The 23,036-nt window shown below is 37.0% G+C and carries 18 protein-coding genes and 1 riboswitch; of the genes, 8 read left to right on the top strand and 10 right to left on the bottom strand.

The genetic code is table 11. The annotated features are described in order from the left end of the window. Positions 1-189 precede the first annotated feature (189 nt). Complete coding sequence (locus tag ACIP9G_RS18980; protein WP_401021416.1) at positions 190-1,023, bottom strand: TetR/AcrR family transcriptional regulator; 834 nt, start codon at positions 1,021-1,023, stop codon at positions 190-192. 99 nt (positions 1,024-1,122) lie between these two features. On the opposite strand from ACIP9G_RS18980, the gene ACIP9G_RS18975 reads away from it, so the two are divergent. Next, positions 1,123-4,212 carry an efflux RND transporter permease subunit gene (locus ACIP9G_RS18975; RefSeq protein WP_401021415.1) on the top strand — a complete coding sequence of 1,030 codons (3,090 nt, stop codon included), beginning with the start codon at positions 1,123-1,125 and terminating at the stop codon, positions 4,210-4,212. Positions 4,213-4,306: 94 nt separating this feature from the next. On the opposite strand, the gene ACIP9G_RS18970 is transcribed toward ACIP9G_RS18975, so the two are convergent. From ACIP9G_RS18970 to ACIP9G_RS18940, 7 genes are all read right to left on the bottom strand, one after another. Continuing rightward, the gene (locus ACIP9G_RS18970; protein ID WP_401021412.1) at positions 4,307-5,128 is read right to left on the bottom strand and encodes an alpha/beta fold hydrolase; all 822 of its coding nucleotides are present in this window, start codon (positions 5,126-5,128) and stop codon (positions 4,307-4,309) included. Positions 5,129-5,137: 9 nt separating this feature from the next. After that, positions 5,138-5,635, bottom strand: a complete 498-nt coding sequence (locus ACIP9G_RS18965; RefSeq protein WP_401021410.1) for a GNAT family N-acetyltransferase — start codon at positions 5,633-5,635, stop codon at positions 5,138-5,140. Positions 5,636-5,825: 190 nt separating this feature from the next. Beyond that, positions 5,826-6,392, bottom strand: a complete 567-nt coding sequence (locus ACIP9G_RS18960) for a GNAT family N-acetyltransferase (RefSeq protein ID WP_401021408.1) — start codon at positions 6,390-6,392, stop codon at positions 5,826-5,828. 182 nt (positions 6,393-6,574) lie between these two features. Beyond that, positions 6,575-9,097, bottom strand: a complete 2,523-nt coding sequence (gene mprF, locus ACIP9G_RS18955; RefSeq protein ID WP_401021405.1) for a bifunctional lysylphosphatidylglycerol flippase/synthetase MprF — start codon at positions 9,095-9,097, stop codon at positions 6,575-6,577. A gap of 166 nt (positions 9,098-9,263) precedes the next feature. Further along, positions 9,264-9,926, bottom strand: coding sequence for a potassium channel family protein (locus tag ACIP9G_RS18950; protein ID WP_024362220.1), 663 nt, complete (start codon positions 9,924-9,926; stop codon positions 9,264-9,266). Between the two features lie 280 nt (positions 9,927-10,206). Beyond that, entirely contained in the window at positions 10,207-10,659 is a 453-nt protein-coding gene (locus tag ACIP9G_RS18945; protein ID WP_340826099.1) for a TlpA family protein disulfide reductase, read from the bottom strand. 234 nt (positions 10,660-10,893) lie between these two features. After that, complete coding sequence (locus ACIP9G_RS18940) at positions 10,894-11,436, bottom strand: peroxiredoxin (RefSeq protein WP_401009626.1); 543 nt, start codon at positions 11,434-11,436, stop codon at positions 10,894-10,896. A 404-nt stretch (positions 11,437-11,840) separates the two neighbouring features. On the opposite strand from ACIP9G_RS18940, the gene ACIP9G_RS18935 reads away from it, so the two are divergent. From ACIP9G_RS18935 to thiW, 7 genes are all read left to right on the top strand, one after another. Next, a complete protein-coding gene (locus ACIP9G_RS18935) occupies positions 11,841-12,383 on the top strand; it encodes a helix-turn-helix domain-containing protein (protein ID WP_401021402.1) in 543 nt (180 codons plus the stop codon). Between the two features lie 17 nt (positions 12,384-12,400). Then, complete coding sequence (locus tag ACIP9G_RS18930; protein WP_340826105.1) at positions 12,401-13,507, top strand: ABC transporter ATP-binding protein; 1,107 nt, start codon at positions 12,401-12,403, stop codon at positions 13,505-13,507. Continuing rightward, positions 13,497-14,306 (top strand): ABC transporter permease, encoded by an 810-nt coding sequence (locus ACIP9G_RS18925; RefSeq protein ID WP_401009628.1) that lies wholly within the window; start codon positions 13,497-13,499, stop codon positions 14,304-14,306. Before ACIP9G_RS18930 ends, ACIP9G_RS18925 begins: the two co-directional genes overlap by 11 nt. Continuing rightward, complete coding sequence (locus ACIP9G_RS18920; RefSeq protein WP_340826109.1) at positions 14,303-15,100, top strand: ABC transporter permease; 798 nt, start codon at positions 14,303-14,305, stop codon at positions 15,098-15,100. Before ACIP9G_RS18925 ends, ACIP9G_RS18920 begins: the two co-directional genes overlap by 4 nt. Further along, positions 15,097-16,170: an ABC transporter substrate-binding protein gene (locus ACIP9G_RS18915; RefSeq protein ID WP_340826112.1), complete on the top strand. Its 1,074-nt coding sequence runs from the start codon at positions 15,097-15,099 to the stop codon at positions 16,168-16,170. Before ACIP9G_RS18920 ends, ACIP9G_RS18915 begins: the two co-directional genes overlap by 4 nt. Positions 16,171-16,571: 401 nt before the next feature. Then, positions 16,572-17,768, top strand: a complete 1,197-nt coding sequence (locus tag ACIP9G_RS18910) for an MFS transporter (RefSeq protein ID WP_401021397.1) — start codon at positions 16,572-16,574, stop codon at positions 17,766-17,768. A 55-nt stretch (positions 17,769-17,823) separates the two neighbouring features. Further along, a riboswitch (TPP riboswitch) is annotated at positions 17,824-17,931 on the top strand. A gap of 220 nt (positions 17,932-18,151) precedes the next feature. Continuing rightward, positions 18,152-18,643 carry an energy coupling factor transporter S component ThiW gene (gene thiW / locus ACIP9G_RS18905; RefSeq protein WP_401021396.1) on the top strand — a complete coding sequence of 164 codons (492 nt, stop codon included), beginning with the start codon at positions 18,152-18,154 and terminating at the stop codon, positions 18,641-18,643. A gap of 59 nt (positions 18,644-18,702) precedes the next feature. Here the strand turns inward: thiW and ACIP9G_RS18900 are convergent, their stop codons facing one another. Together ACIP9G_RS18900 and ACIP9G_RS18895 are read right to left on the bottom strand one after the other, a co-directional pair. Continuing rightward, a complete protein-coding gene (locus ACIP9G_RS18900; protein WP_401021393.1) occupies positions 18,703-21,300 on the bottom strand; it encodes a VWA domain-containing protein in 2,598 nt (865 codons plus the stop codon). Then, positions 21,284-23,029: a vWA domain-containing protein gene (locus ACIP9G_RS18895; protein WP_401021391.1), complete on the bottom strand. Its 1,746-nt coding sequence runs from the start codon at positions 23,027-23,029 to the stop codon at positions 21,284-21,286. Before ACIP9G_RS18895 ends, ACIP9G_RS18900 begins: the two co-directional genes overlap by 17 nt. Positions 23,030-23,036 lie beyond the last annotated feature (7 nt).

The following is a 23,036-nucleotide window of genomic DNA, read 5'->3' as shown; positions in this document are numbered from 1 at the left end:
TTTCGTTTCAGTTTAAATTTGATTTAATAAATTTCTAAAATATTGAAACCTCCTATAACAAATTACGTATATAGTAATAACAACACGATTCCTTTCCCCCTTTTCGAAATGAAACATCCTTTTGAATACAATTTCAAAAAAATAGAATCGTCCACTCTAACTTACTTGTGAACAATTCTATTTCAATGTTTAAAATTGGAAATATTTCTCTAATACATATGCGATCCATTGACACCCTGGCTGTTGGCGGATGTTTTCAATTAGCCCTTTTATAATCGGTTTACTGTATGTTTGGTGCTCTACTTGATTTTTTAACAGCTCCAATGATTCACGTTCAATAGATGGCTCTATGTTCTGGATGTTTTGTTCGATTAACTGCAATAGCGATTGTTGCGTAACTTCCTCTGCACAAGGTCTTGCTACAATTTGAGCGAGTTCTTCGGTAATAAAAGGGATTGTCGTATGACGTGCAATAATATCTGTCTTTTCCGCTAATGATTTTGCCAATTGATCTAAATCAAGCGGCAAATTTGAGAACATAAACAGCTCGGCATAGCCTTTCACAAATCCTTTTACACAATACATCACATCATATTTTGTCTCTTGCAGCTCTTCTCGATAAAGTTGTTCAAGCATTTGGACGATAAACTTCGACATATCCGCTTCATAGGCACTCACTTTATAAAACAGCTCTTTTTTTGTAAGAAATACCTTTTCATTAAAGAACACACGTGAAGAAGCTGAATGTTTTTTAAACGTTTGAAAAATACCTTTATAAAAATCTACCAACACGACATCTTTTTTGTTCGTGCTTCTGACTACTTGGTCAATATCAGCTATAAATTGCTGTAGGTAGTAGTCAACCATTGAAAAAAGAAGTTCATCTTTTGTTTTAAAAGACAAATAAAATGCCCCTTTAGAAATCCCACAGCGCTCTGTAATTTGCTGTACAGATGTTGCTTCAAAGCCTTGTTCAGAAAACAGCTCTAATGCTTTCTCCATAATCAGTTGCTTTTTTGACATATTTTCAAATCTCTCCTAATGCATTTCATTGACAAATGACCGATTAGTCATTATTATAAATAATTGAATCTAGTAAGTCAATAAAGGGTAGGTGTGAAGGTGAAAGGTTTAGTTAATTTTGTATTGAAGAACAAATTGGCAGTGTGGTTATTAACAATTATCATCACTGTCTCAGGTATTTATTCAGGTACAAGAATGAAAATGGAATCAATCCCTGATATATCGATTCCATATTTAATTGTAATGGGCGTTTATCCAGGTGCAACGCCTGAACAAGTCATGAATGAACTTTCCATTCCATTTGAAAAATCAATCGAAAGTTTAGAGGATGTTAAGGCAGTTTATTCTACTTCTTCATCCAACATTGCACAAGTTCAAGTTGAATATGACTACGGCATCGATATGGATGAGAAAAAACGCCAGTTAGAATCAGCTTTAGATAATGTGAAACTCCCTGAGGGTGCACAAGAACCTACAATTATGGCAATAAGTATGAACATGATGCCTGTTGTCGCATTATCAGTAAGTAGTTCTAAGGAAGATATAGTTGAACTAACATCAACAGTAGAAGATTTATTACTTCCTAAAATCGAAAAAATCGACGGTGTTGCTTCTGCAACAATTACTGGTCAACATATTGAACAAGTTTCGTTCAAATATGACGAAGAAAAAATGGCTGCTCTCGGCTTAACAGAGGATACCGTCAAGCAAATGATCCAAGCAAGTGATATGTCATTATCGCTTGGTTTATATCAATTTACTGTTGGAGAACAAGCAGTTTCCGTAGATGGTAAAGTTAAATCTGTTGATGAATTAAAAGATTTATTAATACCAGTCACACCTTCAGCAACACAACCTTCTCCTTTCGTTCGTTTAGGTGATATTGCAACGATTGAAGTTGAAGGTAAAGTACAATCTGTTTCACGCACAAATGGTAAAGATGCCATTGCGATTCAAATTGTAAAAGGTCAAGATGCAAATACTGTAACTGTCGTAAATGCTGTAAAAGACCTTATTAAAGATGAAGAAAAAAGAATTGACGGCTTAAAAGTGGATATCTCACTTGACCAAGGTGCTCCAATTGAAGATTCAGTCTTCACAATGATTGAAAAAGCAGTATTCGGTGGCGCAATAGCTGTTTTAATTATTTTACTATTCTTACGCGATTTCAAATCAACAATTATTTCAATAATTTCTATTCCAGTATCTGTTTTCATGGCTTTACTACTATTGAACTGGATGGATATTACGTTAAATATTATGACACTTGGTGCAATCACCGTTGCCATTGGGCGCGTTATTGATGACTCCATTGTCGTAGTAGAAAATATTTATCGACGCATCCATTTGAAACAAGAAAAATTAACGGGTCGCGCACTTATTCGTGAAGCGACAATTGAAATGTTTAAACCTATCCTGTCTTCTACATTAGTAACAGTTGCGGTATTTGCCCCACTTATGTTTGTAGGCGGTATGGTCGGTGAATTATTCATGCCATTCGCATTAACAATGACATTTGCTTTAGGCGCGTCATTATTAGTAGCGATTACAATTGTACCAGCATTATCTCATTTCTTATTCCGTAAAAAAATCTATGGAGAGAAAAAGGAAAGCCAACATCAAGAAGTTGGTAAACTAGCTACTTGGTACAGAGGTGTATTAGAAAAAGCGTTAAATCATAAAATTATCACTTCTACAATTGCGATTTTAATGCTTGTTGGCTCACTTGCCCTAACACCATTAATCGGCTTTAGTTTCATGGGATCTCAAGAGGAAAAGGTAATGTATTTAACATATACACCTGGTACTGGTGAGTTAAATGATGAAACAGAAGCAAATGTTGCAACAGTCGAAAAAGAATTAATGAAACGTAAAGATATTGATATTTTACAAGTTTCTATAACAGATGCTACAAACGCAGATTCTGCAACAATGATGATGGGTGGCGGAGCTGGTGGTGCATTAATGTACCTAATCTTTGACCCTGAAATGGAAGACTTCCCAGCAGCTCGTGAAGAAGTGGAAAACTATGTATTTAACATTGACCAATCAGGTGAATGGAAAAGCCAAAACTTCACATCAATGTCTATGTCTTCAAATGAAGTTAGCTACACATTATACAGTGAAAACTTAGATAATCTTCGTAGCGCTGTTAAAGACGTTGAAGGTACATTAAATGATGTTAAGGGCTTAGAGGATGTTAAATCTGATTATGAAGACCCTTATGTAGAGCATGTATTAAAAGTAGAGCAAAAAAATGTTTTACAATACGGTTTAACGACTGCTCAAATCGTCATGGCTTTAAATTCTACGGCTTCACAAGAAGTGTTAACAACAGTTGAACGTGACGGTGAAGATATTAACGTCATTGTCCAACGCGATGCAAAGAAAGCAGCCTTATCAATCGATGATATTTTAAAAACAGAAATTAAAACAGCTTTAGGCACAACGATGACAATCGGTGAATTAGTAGATGTTGAAGAAGGTACAACGCTTAATTCATTATCACGCTCAAAAGGTGAATACTTCGCAACAGTATCTGCCACAATTATTGGTGATGATATTTCAAAAGCAACTTCTGCAGCTGATAAAAAAATCGATAAGTTAGACTTACCTAAAGGTGTGACAACAGGCGTATCCGGTGTAGCAGCAGATATGCAAGAAACATTCACACAACTTGGAATTGCTATGTTAGCAGCAATTGCCATCGTTTACTTTATTCTTGTCGTAACGTTTGGTGAAGGTTTAGCGCCATTTGCTATCCTCTTCTCATTACCGTTTGCGGTAATCGGTGCATTTGTTGGCTTATATGTAACGAATCAAACGATTTCTGTTTCAGTAATGATGGGTCTATTGATGCTAATAGGTATTGTTGTAACAAATGCCATCGTACTTGTCGACCGCATTATCCATATGGAACGAGATGGACTGGGTATGCGTGAAGCAATTTTAGAAGCAGGTGCAACGCGTCTACGTCCAATTTTAATGACTGCAATTGCAACGATTGGCGCGATGATTCCAATGGCACTAGGTAATGGTGGTAGCGGATTAATTTCGAAAGACCTTGCAATTACAGTAATCGGTGGTTTATTATCTTCAACATTATTAACATTAGTAGTCGTACCAATTGTGTATGAAATGCTATCAAAAATGTTAAAGAAAAACCGTAAAGATATGGAAGAAAATTAATTAATAGTCGCAATGCTAAAAGGGCACCCCATAATGGAGTGCCCTTTTTTTATCGTCTTCGTAACCATTGATTTCTAATCTAGAAGCTCCCTTTTCACGTAGAGGCTTTAAGGTCCATTTGGGGGTTACGCCCCGAAAGTACCGTATTACGAATCCATCCAGCAACCTCTTGTGGATTCGTTAGTGGTAAAAAATGAAATCCATTAGGAACTTTTATTATTTTTGCCGTTGGTTGTCTTTCGTGAAAATTAGTTAATTTCCTATGTAACAATTCGTCTTGTTGATGATCTGCTAACAGTAATAAAACTGGCAAAGGAGTTTCCGTTTCTATGCAATAATCGTGCTGGTCAACTGCTTTCGCCAAATAATTTATAGCTTCTTCCTTACTATGGTGACGGTAGATATTTTCCTCTTTCACAAAATTCCCAATAAAATATTCGTACAAATATTGCCGATGTTCAGCTGTTGCTATGCCCATGCTCTTTATTTCTTCATTTATCGCCTCTTGTAAATCTTCGTAGCTTTCAATAATAGGCAATTTTATCTCCATTTCATCATCAAGATGATATTGTCCATGAAAATAATGGCCACCGTCTAATAATGTTAACGACTTTACTAAATTACGATAGTTTGTATAAAAATTTTGAATGATCCAGGCGCCTATTGAATTTCCTACAAAATGAGCTTTTGCAATTTTTAACGCATCCATCGTTTCTTTAATGTTCTTAGTATATGTTTTAAACGAAAAATCATTGTCTAGCAGCCCATTATGCCCAGGTAAATCAATTGCTACAATATGCACTTCTGGCAATGCTTTGGCCAATGCAGCATACATTTCTTTCCGTTCCCCAAGAGCTGGAATCGCAATAATAACCTCGTTATGCTGATTGGCATTGTATTGTATATAATTTCTCATTGGCTACCCCTATTCTTTTTCTATCGTTTTCAATAACTGAAAGACAGCTTGCTCATGACCAAACCTTTCTAAAACCTTTACTTTTTGCATACCTAACTTTTCTAGTACACGACAGGAGGCAACATTTGCGGTTTGCGTTTCCGCTACTATTTTTGATAAATTTAGGCTGAAAAATCCATAATGGATGATGACTAATAATACTTCAAATGCATAACCCTTACCCCAATATTGTGGTAGAAATTGATAGCTCAGCTCATATGTCGTTTTTTCATGATATTCATCAATCGACACTAAACCAATAAATTCATTTTTGTTTTTTAATGAAATATAAAAATATGAATTAGGCAAAGGTGCTTGTAGCATGCTGTCAAAGGAAGAATAGATGTAGCTTTTTTCCGGTACCCCTCCTAGAAAGGCTCTGACATCCTCATTACAATACAATGAATAAATATCTTCAACATGGTTTGGCTTTATAGACTGGATGATACAATTTTCCGTAATTAACATAACATGCCTCGCTATTTTAATTTTCTTTATTATGACAAAGCTATAATAGGAAATCAAACACAATTTTACATTAATTTGTTTTAATCCTCTCAAAGAAAATAAAAGGCCTGCGTCCGATACAATATCGAACACAGGCTAAAACATTTTTTCAAAATTACTAAGTCTATCTTATTTCATAATGACTAGCTTGTTATTTAGTTGTTGAAAGCTCCTTTAAGCATTCTTTTCTAGCTTCCCACTCTTCTCTTAACATGCCCATACGTATGGAATCATAATAGACACCCTCATACAAACGCACTTTGCGAATTTTCGCTTCCAATTGCATCCCTAATTTCTCTCCGACGCGAATCATCCGTTTATTTCCTGACCATGTCGTAAACCCAACGCGAACAAGTGGCATCGTAGAAAATAAGTGATCAATCCAAAGTGCCATTGCTCTAGTGCCAAGTCCTTTGCCCCAATTATGAGACTCATGAAAAACAATACCTATTTCTAACCACTTAGAAGGCTCATGCTCCCAATAATATGAGATTACGCCACAAATAACGCCATCAACCTCAATTGCCCAAAAGTTTTTTTGATTAATAAATTGCTGTGACATTAACATAAAATCATGCAATGGTTTAGCTTGATGCGGGAAATAGGGAGCATCCCATTTTTTCCATTCTGGTTGCTCGTCTTTATAAATAAGCTCCCATATGCGCTCTAAATCAGACTCAATGATAGGACGAATGTTTAATTCTTGATCTGTGTACATAAGCAGCCTCTTTTCAATTTTCATTTCTTTTTTTAATTGCTTGAAAAGTGGCATATCCTCTCTATGCTACTTCTCAATCACATTCCGTATCTTTTTCATATTCATCATTCCTTCCATTGTAATTAGGAAAATTATAGCACATTACCATTTATAGTATATCTTACTTGCAATTTGAAATTCACTTATTTTCTTTTTCGACCGATTAATAGCGTTACTTGTGCCATTGTAAATGGTAATGAAGATTTTTTGCGATATGCCACATACTTAGGTTCCCAAAAATCAGCATATTTTAATTTAAAATTTCTTAATCCTTTGAAATGATAGAAGAAATGTCCATGTAAAAATATTTGTGCTGCAATTTTTTCACTTAAAAAGGAATATCTCGATTGCCCCACATTTGATAGTGGCGACATGCCCATATTGAACACTCGATAACCTTGTTCTTTCGCCCATTCAAACAGCGATAAAAAAATGAAATCCATCGTTCCAGACGGTGCACCTGGCTTGAAACGCATGAGATCGACTGAAATTCTTTCGTCATTGTCATACATTGGCATAATGCTAGCAAAGCCTATCACACCTTCTGCACCTCTTAAAACAGCAATGTTTGACTTACTCAAATAGTTTTCATCGAAAAAGCCAAGAGAAAATCCCTTTTCAGCTCTTCCTTGTAGCCATTTACTTGATACCTCTTCCAATTCATTCATGAGTTCCTGTGAATATGGCGGGCTTAATAATGCAACCGCATAGTTCTCTCGTTCAAACTTATTTTTTACCGCCCTACTACTCTTCATTTCTTTACCAGTAAACGTGAATTTATCTAAATCAACAAATGCTTCCTCACCAAGTTTAAAAAAGCTATAGCCATGCTCATGTAAAGAAGGGAAAATATTGTTGTTTATCTCATAAAAAACAGGTGTATATCCATGTTTATCTGCCAATTCCAAAAACTCTTGAATAGCTGATAAAAAATCACTTTCTTGCCCTACTGGATCTCCTAACACAACAATTTTATCTGCAAATATTTGATACGCAAATAACACTGTATTCTTTTCATTCCAATATATGAATTTGTCATGTAAAAATATTAAATGAGAAAACTCAGTCCCTTTATATTCCATTAAGTGGTTTTTAATTTTATCTTCGTGCTCTCTTGATAGAAGCTTTTCCATTTTTTTCGTTCCGCGCGTAAAATAGCCAAAGTAAAAAATGACACACGCAATGAGGATACCAATAATTGCACTAAAAAATAAATCCCGATAGTCGGTAAGGATGTAATATTGTAACGCTGCTGGAATATGAATTTTTGCAGTAGGTAAGTTGACATATCCAATTAATAAATACATTGCAGTAATAAAAAGAACGGCAGCAAGGTCAAATAGGATGACGCCCCATGTGAGGACATAACTTTCTCGATAAAATTGTTTTTTCGATGCCATGAGCAACACTGCGACAATTAGTAAAAAGATCGCTTCTTCATAATCAAAACCTTTAATGATCGAGAATATAGCCGAGCTACTAAGCACGATGATTGCAAGTTGATAAGCTTTTTTTACTTTATATTTAATTCCCCTACACAATCCTAAAAGGATAAAGGCTGCTGCCACAGTCAATTGATGGGAGATATTCATAATTGGTGATGATAAAAACTCCTGAGCTATTTTTAGCCGACTTAAAACGCCAGGCACCGATGCCGATAGCAATAACACAATGCCTGAGATAAATACTAAAATCGTTAACAACATATGACTAATTTTTTGAAAAATAACATTTGGTAAGTCATCCCAAGATCGATTCCAGCGTTCCCAATAGTCTTTAATAAATAATAGTACGGATACTAAAAATGGTAATACGAAGTAGCCAACACGGTATAAAATTAATAAGAAAAGGACTTTTTCTTCACCGATTCCAACACTTTGCGTCCCCCATAAAAATACGAGGTCGAATGAGCCAACCCCACCAGGTATCATACTAATTATGCCAGCACATGAGGCAATTAAAAATATCGGTATAAGGGTCGATAACTCAATAGGTATATGCAAGATTAACGTTAGCAGCCAAATAACGAAAAAAACTGCAAGCCATTCTGCTACTGAAGTAATTATTAATTGAAGAGATACTTTTATTGATAAAGAACTACCTTTTTTATAACGAATAAGGTGCATCCCAATAAAGGCTGGAACATATAAGCTGACAAGAATTACGGCAATTGAAAGCCACCGAGTTTCTTTTAGTAATGGGAAGTCCCAAAAGAATACATACATTAGCCAGGCTAACAAAGAGATTCCTGTTAAATAAAAAAGAGTAACGGAGGCAATGTTCTTCAACAATCCTTCTCGATCCTCTTTATATTTTGAATAAAAATAATTTCGTAGAAAAACGCCTACTAAACCACCAAAGCCAATGAGGTTAGAAAATGTATTGACGATAAATGAATTGTTCAGCAAAGTGCGCTTGTTCATTTTGATTCCTAGTAGTTTAGCTAAAATGACATCGTAAAAAATCATCGGAGTAATCGCACAAAATGCGATGAAAAAAATCAATAACAGTTCCCATATTTGTAATTGACTAACTTCATTCCGAAGTAAATTAACATCTACGCCTCTTAGCGATTGCTGAATTTCATAAATAGCTATCGCTAACAGTATGACTGGAAATAAAATTTTCAGAAACCGCATTAATGGTTCTTTCCTTATTTTGAACATGTGCTAAACCTACTCCCCAAGCTTTCTCAAAAGTTTAAAATTCGAACAAACTTCTTAATACCCTTTTAGGGATTATGCATATTAAATATAACTGCCGTTGATTTCGGATGCAGGCGGATGTTTTCGCACAGCACAACGTGAAATTGTTTGAGTGCCTGGCACCCATTTATTCTTTCATCGCTTTTTTCACAAAACGATTTATATCTACATCTGCACCTATAAGAAGCATAATATCCCCTAGTAAGATTTTGTCACTCGCTTGTGGGGATACAATAATATCCGATCCTCGCTTTATCCCTACAATGTTAATGCCATATTTTGCTCGAATATCTAAATCCATAATCGAGTAGCCTGCAATGGCATCATTTGCTTTTAGCTCCATGATTGAGTGTTCATCTGAAAGCTCTAAATAATCGAGTACCGTATTAGACAGCATATTATTGGCAATACGAATACCCATATCACGCTCAGGATGCACAACAAAATCTGCCCCAATTTTTCTTAACACTTTTTCATGATAGTCATTTTGAGCCTTTACTGTAATTTGCTGAACACCTATTTCTTTTAAAATAATTGTCGTTAAAATACTAGCCTGAATATCTTCGCCTATCGCGACAATAACATGTTCAAAATTACGAATGCCTAATGAATTTAATACCGATTCATCTGTTGAATCTGCAATAACGGCCTGAGTAGCAATCGCAGCAAATTCATCCACCCGTTCAGATGAATGATCTATCGCCATAACTTGCGCTCCTTGACTCATTAGTTCACGAACAATGCTTCCCCCAAAACGTCCAAGTCCAATGACAGCAAATTCTTTTTTCATCATTAAAAATCCCTCCGAAAACTACAATTACTTTATTTTAACTTATATTTACTCATATGTATCGTCAAAACAGGATACGATTCCCCATTTTATATATTCTATCTATAACTTTCGACATTCTATCATACAACTACTAATTATTTACGCCTCAGCTTAACTTTTTTTGAACTTGCTCGAAAAGCCCTCTTACCATTCGCCAGTTCCTACATACTAGAAAGTCTGTTACAGCAAGATAAAAAAAGACGAGGATTTGAACATCCTCGTCTTTCCAATATTAAAATTATGCGTTACGCATTTCATCAAGAACTCGATTTACACGCTTTTCTAGCATCTTCATGCCGCTTCCACCAGCTTGCATATGACGAAGCTGACCATCTTTATCGAAAACAAAGTACGCAGGAACGTATTGATTTTCAAATGCATCTGTTAGCTTCATTTCACTATCAACAAAAATAGGTTGCGTAATATCATGCTCTGCCGCAACAGCTTTAATTGTCTCTAAATCAGTATCTGCTTCAGAACGAGGCATATGCACTGCGATAACATTTAGTTCATCTTTATATTGATCACGGAAATTATTCACATCTGGCATTGCTTCTTTACATAAATGACAGCTAACTGACCAGAAGTGGATTAATGTTGGTTTTTCGCCAACTAGCTCTGCTTTTGTTACTTCACCATTTAACCACGTTGTTGCGCCTACAAGTTCAGGCATTTGTTCACGAAGTTTCATAAAAAAATCCTCCCTAGAAAAAAATATCCCCACAAGCGTATCGTGGGGACCCATTATTTATTTTATGCATCAATCACGTCTTGGCGTAATTGCGTCCAGATTTTTTTCGAGCACGCTCGAAAATCACCTCATAAAATCTGTGACATCCGCTTCATTCAGTTGGGGTGAACCCCCACTGAATTAGCTAACATTCATCCCGTACTTATATAGGTAGTGGACTTTTGCTAAATCAAATTAAAGTGTTGCTTGACCTGGGCGCCAGTTTGCTGGGCAAAGACCACCAGTTTGTAAAGCTTGTAGTACACGTAAAGTTTCATCTACATCACGGCCAATGTTATTATCAAATACTGTTTGATATTTTAGTTCGCCTTCTGGATTAATAATAAATAAGCCACGTAGTGCGATACCTTCTTCTTCAATTAAAACACCATATTCTTTCGAAATAGCATGGTTAGTATCTGCTGCTAATGGATATTTTAAATCGCCAAGCCCGTTTTGAGTTCGATCTGTGTTAATCCAAGCTAAGTGTGTGTGGATTGTATCAGTTGATACACCGATTACTTCTGCATCTAAGTCTTCAAACTCGTCATAACGATCGCTCATTGCAGTAATTTCTGTTGGACATACAAAAGTGAAGTCCATTGGGTAGAAGAATAATACAGTCCATTTGTCTTGTGCTTTAATTTCTTCTAAAGATACTTTACCAAAAGATTTGTCTGCAAGTACTGCTTCCATTGTGAAATCTGGGGCTTGTTTACCTACCATGCGTTCTGCCATTATAAATCCCTCCGAATAATATGTAGTTTTATATTCTATTCGCACATGCGAACCGTCTTCTACGATAGCAAAGAAAGCACAGTTTTTCAACGAAGTTCACTTCGCCACGCTAATCGTCGCATATGCATTGACAAATATTTGTCAAATACCCAAAAAATAATCATGTCTACACATTAGTTATTTGCTAATTTCCGCAAATTTATTCTGGAAAAATCCAAAAATATGCACGAAAATTTATATGCATTTTTTCTATAAATTTCTTGTACTTTTTTTCATCTAAAACGATTGCAAATTTTTTATTATTATGTATAATAGTAATGTTTTTAGTAAACTAAAAGTTTCGTTAAAGTAAACTTCATTTTCTAAAAGTTTATGATTGCTAAACTTCTTCTAGGAGGGAAAGGATGCAAATTGGAGGAAAAATTAAAGCACTTCGTTTGAAAAAAGGTCTTACCCAAGAAGAGCTTGGAGAACGTACTGATTTAAGTAAAGGCTATATTTCACAACTGGAGCGAGATTTGAATTCGCCTTCTATTGAAACGCTTTTTTCATTATTAGAAGTTTTAGGATCGACGCCTAAGGAATTTTTTGATGATGATGCAACAGAACAAAAAGTTGTCTACACTGAGGAAGATCAATCGACCTATACAGATGAAGAAAAAAAATATGAAATTCAATGGCTCATTCCTACTTCAAATGAGAAAGAAATGGAGCCCATCTTTTTGACACTTGCTGCTGATGGAGAATTTAAACAATTCGAACCATCTCTATCAGAAACGTTTATTTATATTGTCAAAGGGCGTATTCGTCTCGTTTTAGGGAATGAACAATATATAGCTAGTGAAGGTAATGCGCTCTATTTTGACGCATCCGATCATCATCAAATTTTTAATGCACATGACGATGAGACAAAAATTTTACTCGTCGCAACTGATTCTTATTTATAGCTTAAGGAGGCGCTTCAATGACAACAAATTCAATTATCCGCTTTGAAAATGTTTCAAAATCATATAGTGACGGTACAGTCGTCCTACAAAATATTAACTTAGAGCTTGAAAAAGGTAAGTTTTATACGTTACTTGGTCCTTCTGGTTGCGGTAAAACAACTATTTTACGTATTATAGCTGGTTTCACAGAACCTACTACAGGTGATGTATTCTTCCACGATAAAAAAATTAATACTGTTCCAGCAAATGAACGCCAAGTTAACACAGTATTTCAAGATTATGCGTTATTTCCACATTTAAACGTTTTTGAAAACGTGGCATTTGGACTACGCATTAAAAAGCTTCCTGAAAGCAACATTAAAGAACGTGTGTCAGAAGCGCTTAAATTTGTCAATTTAGCAGGTTACGGCAATCGTGAAATTTCTGAAATGTCAGGTGGGCAACGTCAACGAGTGGCGATCGCTCGTGCCATTGTGAATGATCCAGAGGTAATTTTACTTGATGAGCCTCTTTCTGCACTAGACTTAAAACTTCGTACTGAAATGCAGTATGAACTACGTGAATTACAACAAAGACTTGGTAAAACTTTTGTATTTGTTACACATGACCAAGAGGAAGCTCTAGCCATGAGTGATGAAATATTCGTACTGAGTGAAGGTCAAATTCAACAATCAGGTACGCCAGTAGATATTTATGATGAACCAATTAACCGTTTTGTTGCCGACTTTATCGGAGAATCAAACATTGTTAACGGTGTTATGATAGAAGATTTTACAGTTGAATTTGCTGGTAAAGTGTTTGAGTGTGTTGACCAAGGGATGAAACCAAATGAGAAAATCGATATTGTCATACGGCCAGAGGATTTAGAAATTACAACAGTCGACAAAGGAAAATTAATTGTTAAGGTAGATACACAATTATTCCGTGGTGTACATTATGAGCTTTCCACATATGACAAGGCAGGTAATGAGTGGCTTGTACATTCATTGAAAAAAGCTGAAGTAGGGGCAGAAATAGGATTAGACTTTGATCCAGAAGCCATTCATGTAATGCGCTTAAATGAAACTGAGGAAGAGTTCGATAAACGTCTAGAATCCTATGGAGATGACGAAGATGCAAACTAAAACTTCGAAATCAGCGTTATTTCCATATGTTTTATGGATTGCACTTTTTGTTATTGCGCCGATTGCTCTCGTTGTTTACTACTCCCTACTAGATTTACATGGCAATTTTACGCTTAATAACTACAAAGCATTTTTCTCTTCTGTCTATTTAAAAATGACACTTAGTTCGTTTTGGTATGCGTTTTTAATAACATTCTTTACACTGCTTATTTCATACCCAACAGCTTATTTTTTAACAAAAACAAAACACAAGCAGCTATGGCTGTTGCTCATTATTATTCCGTCTTGGATTAATTTATTGTTAAAAACATACGCGTTTATAGGGATTTTTGGTTTATATGGTCCGATTAACGCAGCGATTGAAGTATTCGGCTTCGATCCGAAGCAAATGCTATTCACAGATATTAGCTTTGTCTTTGTATCTGTTTATATTTTTATACCATTTATGATTTTACCAATTTTCAACTCATTGGATCGTCTAAATCCAACGCTTATATACGCAGCCCGCGACCTAGGTGCATCTGCTTTTACAACGTTCCGTCGCGTCGTATTACCATTGACGATGGATGGCGTTAAATCAGGGATTCAAGTTGTATTTATTCCAGCTTTATCACTATTCATGATTACTCGCTTAATTGCAGGGAATCGTGTCATTACTCTGGGTACAGCAATTGAACAGCAATTCCTTGTGACGCAAAACTGGGGCATGGGTTCTACGATTGCCGTATTTTTAATTTTATTCATGGTGATTATTATGCTTATTACAGGTCAAAAGGATAAAGGAGGTCGCGTACGATGAGCAAACTCTCAACATCTGCAAAAGTGTATTTAGCGATTGTTTTTATCGTCCTGTATGCACCTATATTTTACTTAGTCTTTTACTCATTCAATAGTGGGGATTCCATGACTAACTTCCAATCCTTTACATTGGACCATTACAAGGCAGTTTTCGAGGATTCAAGACTACTCGTTATATTAATTAATACGGTAATTGTTGCACTGCTTTCAGCCCTTATCTCGACAATTATTGGCACATTAGGAGCAATTGGTATTGTTACGGTAAAAGATTCGAAAATGCGCAATACTCTACTTTCTTTAAATAATGTGTTAATCGTTAGTCCAGATGTTATTATCGGCGCAAGCTTTTTAATATTATTTACAATGGTTGGCATTAAACTAGGCTTTGCTTCGGTATTATTAGCCCATGTAGCGTTTAGTGTTCCTATTGTAGTACTTATGGTTTTACCGAAATTGCTAGAGATGAATAAGTCGTTAATTGATGCAGCTTTAGATCTTGGCGCTTCAAAAAAAGATGTCATGATGCGCGTTATTTTACCGTATATCCAACCTGGTATTTTTGCAGGTTTCTTTCTCGCTTTAACTTATTCATTGGATGACTTTGCCGTAACATTTTTCGTAACAGGAAATGGCTTTAGTACATTATCTGTTGAAATTTACTCGATGGCTCGTGCAGGTATTTCTTTAACGGTTAACGCAATTTCTGGTTTAGTATTCTTCGTAACTATATTAGTTGTAGTCGGCTATTATTTCTTTACTAGCCGTACAAGTAAAAGAACGGGGGGACAACAATGAAATCTTTAATTCAAGCTACTATCGCTATTCTTGTCGTTTCCGCCCTTTTAATGTACGCTGCTGACGCAATGAGTGCGAACGGTGGTAAAAGTGGTAAAGATACATTAACGATTTTTAACTGGGGAGAATATATCGACCCTGATTTGCTAAAGCAATTCGAAAAAGAAACGGGTATCCATGTTATTTACGAAACATTTGACTCCAATGAGGCAATGATGACGAAAATTAAACAAGGTGGTACGGCTTACGATATTGCAGTGCCATCTGAATATATGATTGAAAAAATGAAGGAAGAAAACTTACTACTTCCGTTAGATAAAACGAAAATACCTAATTTTAAAAATATCGATCCGTATTTTCTCGATTTACCATTTGATGATAACAATGAATACTCTGTTCCTTATTTCTGGGGCACAGTAGGTATTGTCTATAATCCAGATTTGGTCGGTGACTTAGATTTCTCTTCTTGGGAAGATTTATGGGACCCATCGTTAAAACGTAAAGTATTTTTAGTAGATGGTGCACGTGAAGTTATTGGCATGGGCTTAAATAGTCTTGGTCATTCCCTTAACTCGTTAGATGACCATGAGTTACGTCAGGCTACAAATAAACTAATTACACTCGCACCAAACGTTAAAGCAATCATCGGTGATGAAATTACACCTTTAATGATTAATAACGAAGCGGCTGTCGCTCTCACATGGTCTGGTCAAGCAGCAGATATGTTATTTGAAAATGAAGACTTAGACTTTGCTGTTCCAGAAGAAGGCTCAAATTTATGGTTTGACAATATGGTTATCCCGAAAACTTCAAAAAATGTTGATGGTGCACATGCTTTTATTAACTTTATGTTGAAAGCGGAATCTGGTGCTCAAAACGCTGATTATGTAGGCTATTCTACACCTAATATTGCAGCGATGAACTTAATGGATAAAGAAGTTGTAACTGATGAGCGCTTCTACCCTTCCGAGGAGCAACGCAAAAAATTAGAAGTATATAAAAACCTTGGTCCAGAATATTTAGGCAAATACAATGAATTGTTTTTAGAATTTAAAATGAGTATTCGATAAATACTAAAGAGAAAAAACAATATTTTTCTCTCTCAAAGAGTCGACAAAAGGCATCAAAAGTTTAAATACTTGGTGTCTTTTGTCATTTTTTCTTTTGATAGTTCTAATAGAGAATTTCACTTCCGATATGTTCAGTTAATTGGAGCGGAGGGCGGCGACTCCTGCGGGAACGCACAACACGTAAGACGCAACAGGCTGCGCGCCAGCGAGGGTTGCGGCTTACAGTATACCCGTGGAAAGCGACCGCCCGTAGTGGAAATCAACGGTATTATTCATAGGAAAAAACAATGTCTCTGTTCCAATCACCAGGTCATTCATCTACGACTATAATCCAATAGCCAAGCAATATTTCTTTATGATAGACTGGAGTAATGTTTCAATAGAAAAAAGGGGGGTATTCGATGACCCAGCAGAAGTCTAACAAGGCGGCTTTGTATATTTTAATGTTTAATATGTTTATCGCAATGGGGAGTATCGGAATTATTATTCCTGTTATGCCAAAGTACTTACATATATTTGGTGCAGCAGGACAAGTTCTTGGCATGTTAATTGCAACGTTCGCCTTTGCACAATTCATTTTTTCTCCAATTGCTGGGAATCTTTCGGATCGATATGGTCGAAAAAATTTGATTATTTTTGGTCTGATTGTAACTGGTATTGGGCAAATTTCGTTCGGGCTATCTACAGACGTTTGGATGCTTTTTGTTGCTCGATTCTTAGGAGGTTTAGGTTCTGCCTTTGTAGCACCTCCAATTATGGCGTTTGTAGCAGATATCACAACGTATGAAGAACGAGGTAAAGGAATGGGCATGTTAGGTGCCGCTATGTCTCTTGGTTTTATGATTGGACCAGGTATTGGTGGATTCCTATCTAAAGTTAGTTTGCATTTCCCATTTTTTATGGCTGGAGGAGCTGCTATTATTGCCTCTATCCTTTCATTGTTGTTATTACCTTCTACAAAACCAAGTGCAGCTCAGAAAGCACAAAAGCAAGACAATCTCGTGAGGCAGATGGCACGTTCAGTCCAAATGCCATACTTTGTTATGTTGGTTATTATGCTAGTGTTCTCGTTCGGCATCGCCAATTTCCAAACGACATTATCATTATTTGTGACAGACAAATTTAACTACACACCTACTGATATTGCGATCATTTTAACTGTCGGTGGCGCATTTGGTGTTGTTGTGCAAATGTTCATCATAACACCACTCTTTAAACGCTTTGGGGAAATGAAAGTTGTATTAGTCAATTTATTTATTGCTGCTGTAGCTATTTTCCTAATATTATTTGTTTCTGGCTTCGCACTTATTTTAGTTGTCGCAACGATTTTCTCAACGGCAACAACACTGATTCGCCCAGCCGTCAACACACTGATTTCTAAACTTGCTGGCAATGAACAAGGTTTAGCCGCTGGACTTACCAATGCCTATATGAGCCTTGGAAATATGATTGGTCCTGCACTTGCGGGTCTTTTATTCGATTGGAATATGAACAGCCCGTATATATTTGGGGCAATTATTTTAATGACATGCTTCTTACTAGCGCTTATTTGGACATTGAAAAAGGCGCCGCATCTTATGCAGCCTGATGCAAATTAGTCCATTGACAATTATTTGTAATATGGTACATTTATTATCGAAAAATTAAATCGTTTAACACCACTAGGGGAGTCTTTACAAGGCTGAGACGTATATGCTCATATACGGACCCTTTGAACCTGATCTAGTTCACACTAGCGGAGGGAAGTGGCGACGCTTGCTTTCGTGTAATTTAAAATGCAAGGCCGCTTCCTTTCGTGACAAGGAAGCGGCTTTTTTGTATTCATTAGACAGTGCTATCGGTGATTTTGCGAGGTCTACCGGCGATTTGTCCGGTTTTATCGGCGATTTCGGAAGTGCTATCGGCGATTTGTCACATTTTACCGGCGGTTCACTGGGTTCTATCGGCGATTCATCGCACAAAACTAAAAGGAGTATCTATCATGTCTATTCGAAAACTAACTACGATGGCTTTATTAGTAGCTATTGCAGTAGCAGGTTCTATTTTTGTCTCCATTCCAACTGGCATTGCACGTGCTTATCCTGTACAACATGCGATCAACGTCATCTGTGCCATTCTATTAGGTCCTATGCCTTCCATCGTCGTTGCTATAGTTACATCATTGATTCGTATTTTAACAGGCACAGGCTCTCTTTTAGCGATTCCTGGAAGCGTCATCGGTGCGGCATGTGCAGCCTTTGCTTATAAATACAGTCGCAACTACTGGCTTGCTGGTATTGGTGAAGTATTTGGCACTGGTATCCTTGCCTCATTAGTCGCTGTACCATATGCGCAGTTATTAATGGGAACGTCCGTAGGAGCATTATTTTTTATGCCTGCATTTTTTACATCTAGTTTAATTGGGGCATTTCTTGGTATTATGATTGCTAGCAGTCTAAAGAAAACCGCATCGCATCTTCTTATTACGAAGTAGCTATGTTTATAAAAAAAACGATAGCACACGCTTTTAGCAATGTGCTATCGTTTTTTTAATTAAGAGCGTTTTTTCATCCCTTTTAATAACTGTGCAACGTTCGTGTCTTCCGACTGTACAGTTGCTTCTTCTACAGACTTTTCTTTTTGTTTATGCCTTGTTATGAAGCTCCAGCCAAAGCGTCGAATCGTAATATCTACGAAGAATAATAGCATCCCCGTTAATAATAACCATGTTGCAATATTTTGGCGCTCTGCTCCTTTGTTAGTGAACTTACGGAACACATCTTGTGGTTCTTTCAAGACAGAGCCACCAGTTTGCTTCGTTAGTTGCTCGACAAGTGTTTCATTCACTGGACGTAATTCATATTCTGCACTGTACGGTACGCTTAGTCCAGCCTGGTAAATCGCCTGTTCTTCGTCAGCAATACGGAAAAAAATCAACCCTGGTTTAGCTTGGACGACTGCACGTACTTGCGAAGCAGAAATCGTTTCAAGCTGCAAATCAAGCTCCTCGCCAGATTCATCAACAGCGACAATATCTAAAAAGGCAGCTTCATTTGTCGGGTCCGTGATGATAAATGAGCCATCTGTATCAAGACGTACATCATAGGCTACATCATTATAACTTGGTAGCATTTGCGAAATGATTGTTTGCCAAAATGATCCCCATCCTTGCCATCTTGCCCAGTCACCAGCCCATTTCCCTGTCGAATCTGATGTGAAAGCGAAAGTTTTACCAAGTCCATATTGCCATTGAGCCAATACAGGGTCTTCCTTCTCGCTTTCGGCAATCACAGCAGCTCCCTGCTTCGCTGTCGTACCAATATATGCATTCATTTGTGGCACACCATTTGCAAAGAGTGCATTCCATCCAGTTGCATTATAAATTGTAGGGTAAAATGGATTGTCTTCTATATAAGTACGGGAAATCATGGCTGTCTCACGTGATAAAATTGAAGGAATTGTTTGTTCATCAATGACATCATAAAAACGACCACTACCCATTTCACTTAATGACTGTAGTAAGTTGCCATCTGCATCTTGTCCAATCGCCACTGTAGAAAGTGTAATCCCTTGTTCTTTACCATTTTCAATTAAATCCTCATAATTGCCTGATTGCGACTGTCCATCAGTTAATAAAATAATATGCTTCCTCTGCAATTTTAAATCTGCCAAACTATCATATGCCGCTGCAAGTGAACTATATATTTCCGTACCACCACCTGGAGTTACCGATAAAATCGTATCGACTGCTTCCTCTTTATTACCAAGCGGTCCAGTTTCAATGATTTCCCAAGGACGATCATCAAAGGCAATAAACCCAAGCGTATCCTCATCGCGTAACATTTCAACTGATCGTGCGGCCGCTTCTTTCGCTAGCTCTAATTTTGAGCCATACATACTTCCTGAACGGTCAAGTACGATGACAAGTCCTAGCGATGGCAATTGCTCTTTACCCTTTATCTCCATCTCAACAGGTAATAATGTTTCAATCGGCGTTTTAAAATAGCCACCCAAGCCGAAGCTATTTTCACCGCCGACCATTGTAAAGCCAACACCAAAGTTTTTGACTGCCTGCTCAATAACGCCCATCTTCGCTTCACCGACTAAGTGTCCAGGTACATTATCGAAAATAATAGCGTTATATTGCAAATAGCTAGAAAGTTCATTTGGTAAGCTTGCTGCATCTATCACATCATAGGAGATTGAATTCGCCCCTAGCGCTGCAGCAATTGGTGATGTCGTATCGTAGCCATTAACAATGAGTAAATGTGGCTCACTTTGCACCATTGTAATACTTGTTAATTTATTATTTTCAAAAATAGCATCTTGTCCAACTTGCACGTGTGCCTCATATTTTACAAGCCCCTCTGCAGTTGCCGTATGTTTATATGTGAAAACATTTGAACCTTGTGCAAGTTCTACAGACTCGCGATGAATGAGTTTGTCATTTTCGTACAGTAATAGTTCACCTTGTCCTGCAGCTGTAGCATTTACTTCCGTAACAAGCTGCTGCTGTTCACCTACGTAAGCTACTTGTGGTGTGACAAAGCTTTTTAGAGACACATCATTCGTCACGCTTTGATGAAATGGAACGACATCTACACTAATATTGGAGCCCTTTAGCTTCGTTGCAAAATCTAGTGCGCTCCCTTGTGTCTCATTGGCATCTGTTAGTAAAACAAGTCTTGTTGCCTTTTTAGGATCGACAATACCTGTAGCAAGTTGAAGACTTTGCTCAATATTCGTTTGGTCTGTTCCTTTGACTTCAGTAAATTTGGGAACTTCCTTTAATGATTTCGATAAAATCGCTTCTGTTTGGAGAGTTGATGAAAAAGAGTAAATCCCTGCAAGTTGTTCATCCTTTTTCGATTTCAAACTTTCCTCTATAAAACTAGTCATTTCCGCTTCTGTGTTATTCATCGAAGCAGAACGGTCAACTAAATATAATACTTGCTCGTCCTTTACTGGTAATAAAATATAGGGCGCTGCGAGTGCAAAGACCAAACAACCGATTGCTATTACACGAATGCTCATTACAACAAGATGACTTTTTTTCAGGCGCATACGCTCTTGCCAATAAGTCCACCCAAAGTACATAAACAATGGCACTAATAACAATAAGGCTAATGGCGTATCAATTCGTAAATCCACGACGTCGTTGCACCTCCCACTCTGCTACAAGCAAACATAAAATAATGAGTATTAACCAAGGGACAAATGAAGCCTTTGATACTTCTTCTTTGCCATTTTGCTGAAGCTCTCCAAGCGTATAGCTCGTCCCTTCTTCTATCACACGTTCAGGTGCCTGTAGTTGCACGATAAGACGTTTTTCTTCACTACTTGAGCGAGCCGTGTAAATACCTGGCTGCATCGGTGCAGTTAATAAACCGTTAGTAATTGACGATAAAAATTCATCGTCCTGAGAATAGACACTCCAATCTCCTTGTGCTAACGCAACTGAACGTTGCTCATTTGGTGCGAAAATGCCAAGAGACCCTACTGATTCAGATAATTGTTGTTCCGCACTCCATAAAAATAACGGGAATGAAGGATATAATGGCCAATCCGTATCTGCAATATCAGCTAGAACGATAATATCCCCTTGTGGTGATCGTTGAATAAATGGTTTATCACCTACTGTGGCAATTGTTTTATAGCCATCAAAAGCAGGATACAGTGCACTTACATAAATATCATTTAACTCACTAAATGCAAATAAAGCATCGCTCGTTGTTTTTACCTCACCATTAATTTCCTTTTTTTCAACATCATCACGTCCAATTAATACTAACGGTCTTTGTATTTTTTGAAGTAATGACGTTTGATTTGTTACGATGGTAGCATTTTGGTTATCCGCTAGTTGTAATGACGGTACAATCTTTACATTATTATTAATAGATTGAAAGCCCTTTTGAATAAGTTGATGCATGCTTTGGTCGACAACGATATTCGCTGTTGCAGTTTGAAGCACAACCGATTGTGTATTATCCACTGCATAATCATCTTTCACATCAATGTTCGCTGTTATAGTATCCATTAAAGGTAAATCTTTAAATGTTTTAGTCGTAGCTTCATTCGCTGATAAAGATATTTGCTCGTCCATTATCACTTCACCTTGATTATTTTGAAGTGTAATTGTCAGCTCATGCTCCTGGTCGGTATCGTTTTGTAGTTGCACTAACGCCATCGTAGATTTACCGTCTGTCGTTGCCGCAAAGCGTGTAATTGCAACATTTGTTAATCCCTTTTCAGCACCATATACGAGCCATTTCACTGAATCTTTCTCCATTGGCAATTGTTTTTTATCGAGTGAATCTGTAAAGACGTAAATCGATGTTTGCGTATCACCAACAAACGCTTGTGCGACGTCAAGCGCCTTATTCATTTGCGCAGTTTCATACGTTACATGTAAATCTTGAATCGCTTTTTCAATATTTTTCACATTAGTTTCCTGCTGTAGTACTGCTTGTGGCGTATTGCCCGTTGTTATTAATGTGACAGGTCGTCCGTCAAGTTGCTTCACTAATGATTGCATTTCTTTTTTATGTGCATCAAATGTAGATTGCTCTTTACCAGCTAGCATTGTAGCGGACGTATCAACGATAAAAATCGTCTGCGCACCCGCAATAGTGCTTTTTTTCACATACGGATTCATCAGTGCTAGCACTAATAGGAGCAATGCTAGCAATTGCAAATAGAGCAACGCATTTTTTTGTAAATGCTTTAAATATGGAGAAACCCGAGTTTCTTGCATAATTTCAGACCAAAAAAGTGTTGAGGACACCGTTTGATCGGTATATTTTTTTCGAAAGAAATAATAGAGCAGGACAATGACCGGGATGATGGCCGTCCAGCTAAAAATAATTTGACTAAAGCCCAAAACGGCT

Origin of the sequence: Lysinibacillus sp. NPDC093197 (assembly GCF_044754025.1) — a bacterium.
Taxonomy (GTDB): domain Bacteria; phylum Bacillota; class Bacilli; order Bacillales_A; family Planococcaceae; genus Lysinibacillus.
This window is presented reverse-complemented; position numbering and strand designations above follow the sequence as displayed.